At 68.4% G+C, this 12,089-nt stretch carries 9 protein-coding genes; 7 read left to right on the top strand and 2 right to left on the bottom strand.

Features of this window, described 5'->3' with window-relative positions; all coding sequences use genetic code 11:
• Positions 1–50: 50 nt before the first annotated feature.
• The 3 genes from A1D30_RS11470 (at position 51) to A1D30_RS11460 (ending at position 3,700) form a co-directional block, all read left to right on the top strand.
• Positions 51–1,028 carry a substrate-binding domain-containing protein gene (locus A1D30_RS11470; protein WP_063460740.1) on the top strand — a complete coding sequence of 326 codons (978 nt, stop codon included), beginning with the start codon at positions 51–53 and terminating at the stop codon, positions 1,026–1,028.
• 322 nt (positions 1,029–1,350) lie between these two features.
• Positions 1,351–2,364 (top strand): sugar phosphate isomerase/epimerase, encoded by a 1,014-nt coding sequence (locus A1D30_RS11465; protein WP_063460739.1) that lies wholly within the window; start codon positions 1,351–1,353, stop codon positions 2,362–2,364.
• Positions 2,365–2,533: 169 nt separating this feature from the next.
• Positions 2,534–3,700, top strand: coding sequence for a Gfo/Idh/MocA family oxidoreductase (locus A1D30_RS11460; protein ID WP_063460738.1), 1,167 nt, complete (start codon positions 2,534–2,536; stop codon positions 3,698–3,700).
• Positions 3,701–3,722: 22 nt separating this feature from the next.
• Here A1D30_RS11460 and A1D30_RS11455 read toward each other — a convergent pair whose 3' ends face one another.
• Positions 3,723–4,079: a hypothetical protein gene (locus A1D30_RS11455; protein ID WP_063460737.1), complete on the bottom strand. Its 357-nt coding sequence runs from the start codon at positions 4,077–4,079 to the stop codon at positions 3,723–3,725.
• 295 nt (positions 4,080–4,374) lie between these two features.
• Positions 4,375–5,823: a PLP-dependent aminotransferase family protein gene (locus A1D30_RS11450; RefSeq protein WP_063460736.1), complete on the bottom strand. Its 1,449-nt coding sequence runs from the start codon at positions 5,821–5,823 to the stop codon at positions 4,375–4,377.
• A 143-nt stretch (positions 5,824–5,966) separates the two neighbouring features.
• Between A1D30_RS11450 and A1D30_RS11445 the strand changes: the two genes are divergently transcribed.
• The 4 genes from A1D30_RS11445 (at position 5,967) to A1D30_RS11430 (ending at position 12,019) form a co-directional block, all read left to right on the top strand.
• A complete protein-coding gene (locus A1D30_RS11445) occupies positions 5,967–6,722 on the top strand; it encodes a c-type cytochrome (RefSeq protein WP_063460735.1) in 756 nt (251 codons plus the stop codon).
• 12 nt (positions 6,723–6,734) lie between these two features.
• Positions 6,735–8,015 (top strand): cytochrome c, encoded by a 1,281-nt coding sequence (locus A1D30_RS11440; protein ID WP_063460734.1) that lies wholly within the window; start codon positions 6,735–6,737, stop codon positions 8,013–8,015.
• A gap of 51 nt (positions 8,016–8,066) precedes the next feature.
• Positions 8,067–8,471: a thioredoxin family protein gene (locus A1D30_RS11435; RefSeq protein WP_063460733.1), complete on the top strand. Its 405-nt coding sequence runs from the start codon at positions 8,067–8,069 to the stop codon at positions 8,469–8,471.
• 83 nt (positions 8,472–8,554) lie between these two features.
• Positions 8,555–12,019: a DEAD/DEAH box helicase gene (locus A1D30_RS11430; RefSeq protein WP_347336235.1), complete on the top strand. Its 3,465-nt coding sequence runs from the start codon at positions 8,555–8,557 to the stop codon at positions 12,017–12,019.
• Positions 12,020–12,089 lie beyond the last annotated feature (70 nt).

Genomic DNA, 12,089 nt, shown 5'->3' with positions numbered 1-12,089 from the left:
CCAGCCGGCCAGCTTCCATGGCCATATTCCAAAGCAACAGGAGACAACGCATGAACAGCCAACTTTCTTTCACCCGCCGCCTGGCCCTCTCGGCCGTGGGCGCCGCCGCCTTCGCATTGGCCGCGCCTGCCATGGCGCAGGCCAACAAGACGGTGGTGGGTGTGGCCATTCCGTCGGCCACGCACGGCTTCACGGGCGGCATCGTGTACTGGGCCAACCAGGCCAAGAAGGACCTGGAGAAGGCCCACCCCGGCCTGCAGGTGATCGTGAAGACGGCAGGCGGCGCGCCCGAACAGGCCAACCAGCTGCAAGACTTGGTCACGGTGAACAAGATCAACGCATTGGTCATCTTCCCGTTCGAATCGGCGGCCTTGACCAAGCCCGTGGCCCAGGTCAAGGCCAAGGGCGTGTACGTGACGGTGGTGGACCGGGGCCTGACCGACACCAGCGCGCAGGACGCGTATGTGGCGGGTGACAACACGGCGTTTGGCAAGATTCCGGCCGAGTACATTGCCAAGGCGCTGGGCGGCAAGGGCAACGTGGTGGCCATGCGCGGCATTGCGACCACGCTGGACAACGAGCGCATGGACGCGTTCAACAGCGTGCTGAAGAACCACCCCGGCATCAAGCTGCTGGACGCCAAGTACGCCAACTGGAACCGCGACGACGCCTTCAAGGTGATGCAGGACTACCTGACGCGCTTCCCGCAGATCGACGCCGTGTGGGCTGCCGATGACGACATGGCCGTGGGCGTGCTCAAGGCCATCGAGCAGGCCAAGCGCAAGGACATCAAGCTGGTGTTTGGCGGCGCGGGGGCCAAGGGCATGATCAAGACGCTGATGGACGGCAGCAACCCGATGATCCAGGCCAACGTGTCGTACAGCCCCAAGTTCATCTACGACTCGATCAAGCTCACGGCCGAGGCGCGCATCAAGGGCGAGAAGCTGCCTGCCAACACCATCATTCCGTCGGTGCTGATCACCAAGGAAACGGCGAAGGATTTCTACTTCCCTGACTCGCCGTTCTGATGGAAATGTGAGTCAAGTTGCCTGATCAGGAACATCGCTCAGATGAGGACATCAGCCCGCGCACCCGCAGCGGCGCTGGGTGTTACTCCCTCTCCCCTCGCGGGAGAGGGTGGGGGAGAGGGGGCTGCACCCGCGCCGCGTCCGTTCCATCCCCCTCTCCCCGGCCCTCTCCCACCAGGGGAGAGGGAGTGGGGGGCGATCTGAGCTATGTGAAAAATCAAGCCAAATTGGCCTCTACCGCCTATCCAGTAAGCGCTGGCAGCTATTGAAAATATAGCTGCTAGTCGCTGCGAACCTGCAACCCGCGTCCCTTGGAGCCGCCATGCCAAGACCCGTCACCCTCTTCACCGGCCAGTGGGCCGACCTGCCTTTGGCCCAACTCGCGCCGCTGGCCAAGAGCATGGGCTACGACGGCCTGGAGCTGGCCTGCTGGGGCGACCATTTCAACGTGCAGGAGGCGCTGTCTTCGCCTCAGTACGTGAAGGACAAACACGCACTGCTGGCCCAGCATGGCCTGCAGTGTTTTGCCATCGGCAACCACCTGGTGGGCCAGGCCGTGTGCGATCTGATCGACGAGCGCCACCAGTCCATCCTGCCGCCCCACGTGTGGGGCAACGGCGAGCCCGAGGGCGTGCGCCAGCGGGCCGCCGCCGAGCTGGCCGACACGGCGCGTGCGGCCGCAGCGTTCGGCGTGAAGACGGTGACGGGCTTCACGGGCTCGTCGGTGTGGCATTCGATCTACGCCTTCCCGCCCACCACGCAGGCGTATTGGGACAAGGGCTTTGCCGATTTTGCGAAGCGGTTCGGCCCCATCCTGGATGTGTTCGAGCAGCACGACATCAATTTCGCGCTCGAAGTGCACCCCACCGAAATCGCGTTTGACATCGCCACGGCAGAGCGCGCGATTGCAGCGGTCGGCGGCAACAAGCGCTTCGGCTTCAACTACGACCCCAGCCACCTGGCCTACCAGGGCGTGGACTACGTGAAGTTCATCCGCCAGTTTGCAGACCGCATCTACAACGCCCACATGAAGGACGTGTGGTGGGGCAAGGGCGACGGCACGGTGGGCGTGTTCGGCGGGCACACCAGCTTTGGCGATGCGCGGCGCCACTGGGACTTTCGCAGCGTGGGGCGCGGGATGATCGACTTTGAATCCATCATCGTCGCGCTCAACGACATCGGCTACCAGGGCCCGCTCTCGGTGGAGTGGGAGGACAGCCGCATGGACCGCGTGCATGGCGCGACCGAGAGCGCGGCGTTCTGCAGGCGGCTCGATTTCAAGCCCGCAGTCGGTGCGTTCGACGCCGTGTTTGCGCGCGACAAGCAGAACGTTTGAACGCACTCCCGCCATCGTGACCATTCAAGCGCCACCCACTCCCTCACCGTTCGGGCTGAGCCTGTCGAAGCCGGGGCAGGGGGCTTGAAAGCCCTTCGGCAAGCTCAGGGCGAACGGCTGGGTGATGACAACAACAGCGAACCAAGAACAACAAACAAAGGCCTTCCGTATGTCCAGTGAAGTCAAAAAACTCCGCTACGCCATGGTCGGCGGCGGCCACGGCGCCTTCATCGGTGCGGTGCACCGCCAAGCGATGGCGCTCGACGGCCAGTTCGAGCTGGTGGCGGGAGCGCTGTCGTCATCGCCCGAGCGCGCCCGTGCATCCGGCGCCGCGCTGGGTCTGCGCGATGACCGCAACCACGGCACCTGGCAGGCCCTGCTGGCCGACGAACTGCGCCGCCCGGCGCATGAGCGCATCGACCTGGTGAGCATCGTCACGCCCAACCACGTGCACCACCCGGTGGCGCTGGCGTTTGTGCAGGCGGGCTTCCATGTGGTGTGCGACAAGCCGCTGGTGCACACCAGTGCGCAGGCTGACGAGCTGGTGGCGGCGGTGAAGAAGGCGGGCACCGTGTTCGGCGTCACCTACAACTACACCGGCTACCCCATGGTGCGCGAGGCGCGCCACCTGGTGCACAGCGGCGCGCTGGGCACACTGCGCAAGATCACCGTCGAATACAACCAGGGCTGGCTGGCCACGGCGGTAGAAGAGGGCGGCGCCAACAAGCAGGCCGACTGGCGGCTGGACCCGGCGCGCAGCGGCAGCGCGGGCACGCTGGGCGACATCGGCTCCCACGCCGAAAACCTGGCCGCCACCGTCACCGGCCAGCATCCCGCCTGGGTGTGTGCGGACCTCACCACCTTTGGCGCCGGGCGTCGGCTGGACGACGACGCCCAGCTGCTGCTGCGCTACGACAGCGGCGCACGCGGCTTCATCGTGGCATCGCAAGTGGCAGCGGGTCTGGAGAACGACCTGCGCCTGCAGGTGTCGGGCACGCTGGGCACCATCACCTGGCGGCAGGAAGAACCCAACCAGCTCGTCCACTCCCCCGTGGACGGCCCACGCCGCATCCTCACGCGCGGCTCGCCGTGGCTCAGCCCGGCGGCGCTCCGCGCGGGGCGCATCCCGGCGGGCCACCCCGAGGCGTTTATCGAGGCCTTTGCCAACGTCTACCTGGGCGTAGCCGCCGACATCCGCGCGCGGCAGGCAGGCACGGCGGCCGACCCGCTGCACGCCGACTACCCGCGCGTGGAAGATGGCGCACGGGGCGTGCGTTTTATTGAGCGGGTGGTGGTGTCTGCGGCCAGCGCGCAGAAGTGGACGGCGGTGGGGTGATCTGGCCCCACGCTGCCTGCGATCAGGGGTAGCCGTCGGCCAGCTGAAACCGCTGGTCAAAATTCATCTTGCCCAGCAGGCGCAGCGCGGCATTGCGGGTGGTGTTGTCCACCTTGCTGATGTCCAGGCTGTAGCGCTTAGCGGTGGAGACCACGTCCACACATTTGTGGCCCCATTGCACGGCCACGAGCAGGGCGGGGCGCTGGCCGACTTCGGCGCCCACCGATACGCCGCGCTGTTCGGGGCGCAGCATGAATTCAAGATGGGGGGTGCGCACCAGGGTGAGGCGGTCGGCGCCCCGGGGGCCGAGCGCGAACGAGACCACCCAGTCGTCTTCGTCTTCCACCGTCACAAACGGAACATGCTGGGGTGCGGCCATGGTGCTGGGCGTTGGGGTTGGTGGGCGGGGCGGGTGGGCCGCCGTGGTGCACTGCCCGGGGTGCGGGCGGGCGCCAGTATGCCGTTGCAAGCGCTGTGCCTGCTGCGGGAGAACCCGAGGTTGGGCCTTTCCAACGCAGGGCCGGGGATGTCAGCCTGGTGCAAGGCTGGCGCAGTGGGCCAGGGGGCTGCTTGCGTGGCGAGAGTGCCTGGATTTTGAGGAAAAATCGGCCTCTGCGCGCGACCATTATGCCTTTTTAGCTATTGTTTTGATAGTTTTATGGCCGCGACCGGCGTCATGCCACGGCCGTCGCCAATCCTGTCGCCAGCTGGCCCACGGTGGCCAGCGCGGCCTGCAGCCGGTGGTGGGCGGGGTGGCCGTAGTTGATGCGCACGCAGTGGGCAAACCGCTGGTCGGCCGAGAAGATCTGCCCCGGCGCCAGGCTGATGCCCTGCTGCAGTGCAAGCCGGTGCAGATCCAGCGCATTGACCGCAGGCGGCAGCTCCACCCACAAAAAATACCCACCCTCGGGCCGCGACACGCGCGTGCCGGGCGGGAAGTGCGCGGCCACCGCCGCCAGCGCGATGGCCTGCTGCTGGGCCAGGCTGCGGCGCAGTTGGCGCAGGTGCCGGTCGTAGCCGCCCTGGGCCAGGTATTCGGACAGCGCCTGCTGCGACGGCGTGGCGGCCGAGAGTGTGGTCATGAGCTTGAGCCGCTGCACGGCCGTGGCAAAGCGGCCCGCCGCCACCCAGCCCACGCGGTAGCCGGGCGCCAGGCTTTTGCTGAACGAGCTGCAGTGCATCACCAGCCCCGCGCCATCAAACGCCTTGGCTGGGGGCGGGCGCTGGGGGCCAAAGTGCAGTTCGCCATACACGTCGTCTTCGATCAGCGGCACGCCGTGGCGGGCGAGCAGGGCGACGAGTTCGCGCTTTTTGGCCTCGGGCATCAGGCTGCCCAGCGGGTTCTGAAAGCTGGGCATGAGCCAGCAGGCCTTGATGGGCTGGTGGGGTGGCTGGCGTTCCAGCGCCTCGGCCAGCGCGGCCAGGTCGATGCCGTCGCGCGGGTGGGTGGCGATTTCCAGCGCCTGCAGGTTCAGCCGCTCCAGGGCCTGCAGCGCGGCATAAAAGGTGGGCGATTCGACCACCACCACGTCGCCGGGCTGGGTGACGGCCTCCAGGCAGAGGTTGAGCGCTTCCATCGCGCCGTTGGTGATGATGATTTCTTCCACATCCACCGCCGTGCCGTGCACGCCGTAGCGCAGCGCGATCTGCTGGCGCAGGCGTTCATCGCCCGGTGGCAGGCTTTGCACGATGTTCCACGGGTCGAGCTTGCGCATGCCGCTGGCCAGGCAGCGCGCCAGGCGGTCGAGCGGGAACAGCTCCAGCCCCGGAAAGGCCGAGCCCAGCGGCACCAGGTCGCGGTCGCGCGCCAGGCCCAGCACCTCGAACACCAGGTCGCTGATGGCCACGTCGGTGGAGGTGGCGGCGGGCTGCGAGGGCAGAGGCTCGGCGGGGCGGGCCTCGGCCGTGCCGGGCAGCCGGGCGCTGACGTAGTAGCCCGAGCGCGGGCGCGCATGGATCAGGCCCTGGGCCTCCAGCAGGTAATACGCCTCGAACACGGTAGACGGGCTGATGCCGCGCGTGCGGCTGGCCTCGCGCACCGAGGGCACGCGGTCGCCGGGGCGCAGCGCGCCGCTGTGGATGAGCTGGGCGATGGCGTCAGCGTGGCGTTCGTAGCGTTTCATGGGCGTAAAAACCAGGTGCAGGCGTTGATGCAGGGCAAACTGATCTGTATTTTTAACTGGAAACTGAATCTGTACTGTTTTTGGGTGCACGCGTAGAGTTGCTCTGGAATCTCCCTGTGCTCCGTTGCCCCACCCACATCCCCATGATTGATCGCCTGCACTGTCTGCACCGCTTGCTGCGCCCCATTGCTGTTGTGTTCTTCCTGTCTGCGGGCCTGGCCGCCGGGGTGGCGGCCCAGCCCGCGCCCACCACTGCGGCACCGGCTGCCATGGCCCCGCGTGTGCTGGCCTGCACGGTGTGCCACGGCAAAGAGGGCCGGGCCACGCCAGACGGCTACTTCCCGCGCATTGCGGGCAAACCGGCGGGCTACCTGGCCAACCAGCTGCTCAACTTTCGCGACGGGCGGCGCAGCTACCCGCAGATGACCTACCTCATCGAGCACCTGACCGATGACTACCTGCGCGAGATGGCCGAACACTTTGCGGCGCTGGACCTGCCGTACCCGCCCCCGCCCGCACCCCAAGCGCCCGCCGCCGTGCTGGAGCAAGGCCGCAGGCTGGTGCAGCAGGGCGATGTGGCCCGCAACATCCCCGCCTGCGTGGCCTGCCATGGCGCGGGCATGACGGGCGTGGCGCCATCCATCCCCGGCCTGCTGGGCCTTCCGCGCGACTACCTGAACAGCCAGCTCGGCGCCTGGAAAACCGGCCAGCGCCGCGCCCATGCGCCAGACTGCATGGCCGACATTGCGCGCCAGCTCACGCCCGAGGAGGTGAGTGCCGTGTCGGCCTGGCTGGCTGCGCAGCCGGTGGCGGCGGGCGGCAAGCCTGCGCGCACCCTGCCTGCCGCCATGCCCGCCCGGTGCGGTGGCGTGGCCGATGTGCCGGTGGCTGGACGCTGAGGAGGCGCAACGATGAAACGCATCCTCTGGACGATCTCTTGCGCACTCGCGGCCCTGGGCATGGCCGCCGCCGCTGTGGTCACCTTGAACCTGCGGGGCGAAGAACCACTGCCCGCCACCGAAACCCTGCAATCCACGCCCGCGCTGGTGCAGCGCGGCGAATACCTGGCCCGTGTCGGCAATTGCATGGCCTGCCACACCACGCAGGGCGGGGCGCCGTTTGCGGGCGGGCGCGGCATCGAGACGCCGTTTGGTGTGGTGCACAGCTCCAACCTCACGCCCGACAAGGCGCAGGGCATTGGCAGCTGGACATCGGCCGAGTTCTGGCGCGCCATGCACCATGGCCGCAGCAAGGACGGGCGGCTGCTGTACCCGGCGTTTCCGTACCCTAACTACACCCAGGTCACGCGCGAGGATTCGGATGCTATCTTTGCGTATCTGCAAAGCCAACCTGCCGTGGCCGAGCCCAACCGCGCGCATGCGCTGCGTTTTCCGTACAACACGCAGGCGGCGCTGGGTGTGTGGCGGGCGCTGTTTTTCACGCCCGGAGCGCCCCAGCCCGAAGCCACGCAGTCGGCTGAATACAACCGGGGCGCCTACCTGGTCAACGGCCTGGGCCACTGCACCGCCTGCCACACGCCGCGCAACGCGCTGGGCGCCACCACCGACGCCAAGGCGTTCACGGGCGGGCTGATCCCGGTGCAGAACTGGTATGCGCCTGCGCTCAATGCGGCGCATGAGGCGGGTGTCAAAGAATGGAAAACCGACGACGTGGTGGCTTTGCTGAAAACCGGCGTGGCCCCGCAGGGCTCGGTGCTGGGGCCCATGGCCGAGGTGGTGTTCCGCAGCGCACAGCATTTGAGCGATGCCGATGCGCGCGCCATGGCGGTCTACCTGCAGGCGCTGCCGCAGCAGGAGCACAGGGCGCTTGCTGCCGGGGCCGCGCCCCCGGCCAGTGCCCTGGCGCGCGGCGCCAAGGTGTATGAACAGCACTGCGCCCAGTGCCACGGCGACCAGGGGCAGGGTGAGCCGGGTGCCTTCCCCGCGCTGGCGGGCAACCGCGCCGTCACGCTGGCCGACCCCACCAACCTGGTGCGCGTGGTGCTGCAGGGCGGCTACCTGCCCGCCACGGCGGGCAACCCGCGCCCGCATGGCATGCCGCCGTTCCAGCAGTTGTTGTCCGACGAAGACATTGCGGCCGTAACCACCTTGGTGCGCAACAGCTGGGGCAACCGGGCGCCCGGGGTGGGTACCATCGAGGTTTACCGCGCCCGGGAACGGCGCGGTTTGTAGCGGGTCCGCTGGTGTTGACGGACTGCTGCACCAGCCCCAGGAGCCCGTTTGATGTCCAGCCCCGCCGCACTGCCCCCGTCCACCCCCGCAAGCCCGGCGGCCGCCACGCCCGGCGGCTGGTGGGCCGTGTGCCTGTGCGCGGCCTGGTGTGGCACCTGCGGCATCTACCGCCCCCTGTTTGACGAACTGGCCCGCGCGCACCCGGACGTGCGGTTTGAATGGGTGGACATCGAGGACGAATCCGATCTGGCGGGCGACCTGGACGTGGAAACCTTCCCCACGCTGCTGATTGCCGACGGCCAGCGCGCGCTGTTTTTGGGCCCGCTGCTGCCCCAGGCGCCGGTGCTGGCGCGGCTGCTGACCAGCCTGCAGGCGGCCACCCCCGGCAGCGGTGCCGGGGCAGGGCAGGAGGCCCAGGGCGTGTTCGAGCGCGTGCGGGCCGCGCGCGGGCGCTGAGGCGCTGCGGGGCCTTTTGCTCCTTTTTTGATAGCTGATTGCGCTTGATGGTCGCGCGCAAAGGGCATTTTTTCTTGAATTTTGTGTCTTCCTCCTCCTCCGCTCCCTGGTTTCCCATCAACTCGCTGCAGGCCTGGTGCGACAAAGGCGCCTGGTCGCGGGGCGTGGACCTTTTTCGCCAGGCTGCGGTGGTCCACATCGACATTGAAGAGCGCGGCGACAGCGCCTTCACCATCCATGGCGAGGTGCAGGGCACCCAGCTCGATCCGTATGGGCTGTCGGTAGACCTGCAGCTGGCGCCCAATGGCCAGGTCAGCGCGTGGTCGGGCGAATGCAGCTGCCCGGTCGGGGAAGACTGCAAACATGCCGTGGCGCTGACGCTGAAGGCGGCGCACCTGCGCTCGGGCCCGGCGTCCGCATCCTCATCCGCACCCGCGCCCCTGTCGGCCCAGGCTGTGCAGGCGCTGCAGGCCATGCAAGACCGCGTGGCCGCCCAGGCCCGTGCCGAGGCCGAAGCGCGCCTGGTGCGCTGGCTGCACGACTGGGACCTGGCCGCCGACAACGCTGCGCCGCCCCCGCCCGGTGCGCGCGCTGACCGGCCCGAGTGTTATCTCTACCTGCTCTCCACCGTGGGGCGGCTGCGCTCGGGCGCGCCGCAGCTGCAGATCGAGGCCGTGGTGTCCTACCCCAAGCTCACCGGCGGCTGGGCCAAGCCCAAGACCATCCGCACCCAGCCCGGCCCCGGCCAGGCGGTGTACGACCGCGCCACCGATGCCGACCGCCAGCTGCTGCAGCTGCTGCGTGCCATGCCGCGCAGCCTGGGTTACTACTCGGCCTACAGCGGCGCGCCGTCGGGCGTGCTGGAAGGCACGGTGGGCCTGCTGGCGCTGCAGCAGGCCGCCGCCACGGGCCGTTTGTTTGCTGACGCGGGCGGCGCCACGGTGGGTGCGCCGCTGCGCTGGGGCGATGCGCTGCCCATCGCCTGGGCCTGGAACGAGACCCCGCCCCCCCAGGCCGACGGCGACAGCGCCTGGCGCCTGCAGGCTCGCCTGCCCAACCCCAGCGCCGCGCTCTGCGCCAACGACCCGCCGCTGTACCTGGACACCGACCAGGGCCTGTGTGGCCCCGTGCTGGCCGAGGGGCTGAGCGCCGCACAACTGCAGCTGCTGCTGCAGGCGCCCCCGCTGGGCACCGCCGCGTTGCAAAAACACCATGCCGATGTGGCCAGCCGCCTGGGCGGCATGCTGCCGCTGCCGCCGGTGCTCAGCCCCCTCACTCGCGTGCAGGGCGTGAAGCCCGTGGCGCGGCTGCACGTGGCGCCCGTGGCTGAATCCGATGTTCCTTACCTGGGGCTCATCACCGCCCAGCTGCGTTTTGACTACCAGGGCCATGTGGGCTGGTGGGCCGGGCAGGAGCTGGGCGTGCTGGTGCCGGGCGCCGACGGCGGCCAGGTGCTCCTGCAGCGCGACGCGGCGGCCGAGCTGGACGCCATCGAACGCCTGATGGACCTGGGCCTGCTGGGGACGGACGATGGCCTGTTCGGCATTCCCGGCGAGGAATCGCAGGAAGACTGGTTGCACTGGTTTGACAACGGCTTTTCGGTGCTGCGCGAGGCTGGTTTTGTGCTGACGCTGGATGCCGCATTGAACGGCTGGATCACCCATGCCGACAATCTGGACGTGGCGCTGTTGCCCACTGGCGAAGGCGAGGACGAGGCCGCGTCGCCTTGGTTCGCGCTCTCGCTGGGCATGGAAATCAACGGCGTGCGCCGCAACATCCTGCCGCTGTTGCCCATGCTGATTGCGGCCGCCGCCCAGCAGCCGCCCGACCCCGCCACGGGCCAGCCACTGCTGCCGCCGTTTGCCTATTTGCGCGGTGTGGGGGACTCGGGTTTTGTGCGGGTGCCGACCGACGCGCTGCGCCCCTGGATGGCCGCCCTGCTGGACCTGGTGGGCGACCGCGCGCACGACTTCAGCGGCGACAGCCTGAAGCTCTCGCGTTTGGACGCGCTGCGCACCAGCGCCGCCTTGGGCGAGGGCGCGGTGTGGCAGGGCGCAGATGCGCTGCGCGGACTGGTGGCGCAGTTGCAGGGCGCGAGCGCATTGCCCGCCGTGCCCGTGCCGGCGGGTGTGCAGGCCACGTTGCGGCCGTACCAGCAGCAAGGGCTGAACTGGCTGCAGTTTCTGCGCGCCCATGGGCTGGCCGGGGTGCTGGCCGACGACATGGGCCTGGGCAAGACGCTGCAGACGCTGGCCCACATCCAGGTCGAAAAAGACGCGGGCCGTTTGAGCGACCCCGCCCTCATCATTGCGCCCGTGAGCCTGATGGGCAACTGGCAGCGCGAGGCCGCGCGTTTTTGCCCCGGCCTGCGCTGCCTGGTGCTGCACGGCGCGGGCCGCCACGCCGTGGCCGATGCGGTGGCCGAGCACGACATCGTCATCGCCCCCTATTCGCTGCTGCAGCGCGACCGCGAGCGCTGGCTGGCGCAGCCCTGGCACCTGGTGGTGCTGGACGAAGCCCAGAACATCAAGAACGCCAGCACCCATGCCGCGCAGGTGGTGGGCGAGTTGCAGGCGCGCCACCGGCTGTGCCTGTCGGGCACGCCCATGGAAAACCACCTGGGCGAAATCTGGAGCCTGTTCCACTTCCTGATGCCGGGGTTCCTGGGCAGCCAGCAGCGCTTCAAGGAGCTGTTCCGCAACCCCATCGAAAAACAGGGCGACACGGCCCGCCTGGCACAGCTGCGCGCCCGCGTCACACCCTTCATGCTGCGGCGGACGAAGAATCTGGTGGCCGCCGAACTGCCGCCCAAAGTGGAGTCGGTGATGCCGGTGGAGCTGAGCGGCCCGCAGGCCGACCTGTACGAAACCATCCGCCTGGGCATGGAAAAGACCGTGCGCGAGGCGCTGCAGACCAAGGGCCTGGCCAAATCGCAGATCACCATCCTCGATGCGCTGCTCAAGCTGCGCCAGGCGTGTTGCCACCCGGCGCTGGTGCCGCTGGATGCCGCCAAAAAGGTCAAAACCTCGGCCAAGCTGGAGCAGTTGATGGCGCTGTTGCCCGAGATGTTGGCCGAAGGGCGGCGCATTCTGCTGTTCTCGCAGTTCACCAGCATGCTCACGCTGATCGAGGCGGAGCTGAAAAAACGCGGCTGGCCCTGGGTCAAGCTCACGGGGCAGAGCCAAAAGCGCGACGCGATCATCGAACAGTTCACCAGCGGACAGGTGCCGCTGTTTCTCATCAGCCTGAAGGCGGGCGGGGTGGGGCTGAACCTGCCGCAGGCCGACACCGTGATCCATTTCGACCCCTGGTGGAACCCGGCCGTGGAAAACCAGGCCACCGACCGCGCCCACCGCATCGGCCAGACGCAGAGCGTGTGGGTGGTCAAGCTGGTGGCGCAGGGCACGATCGAAGAGCGCATCCTGGCCTTGCAGGAGCGCAAGGCGCAGCTCGCAGGCAGCCTTTACAGCGAGGCGGCGGCCCGCAAGGAGCCGCTGTTTACCGAAAGCGACCTGGCCGAATTGCTGCAGCCGCTATCGTCGTTGTAGCAAGAAAGGATGGCTGGGCGGGCGGGGCGCGCTTGTGGCGCCATTCAAGCGGCCAGGCCAGCCGTGCTGG

The sequence above is a fragment of the Acidovorax sp. GW101-3H11 genome, from assembly GCF_001633105.1.
Taxonomy (GTDB): Bacteria; Pseudomonadota; Gammaproteobacteria; order Burkholderiales; family Burkholderiaceae_C; genus Acidovorax.
This window is presented reverse-complemented; position numbering and strand designations above follow the sequence as displayed.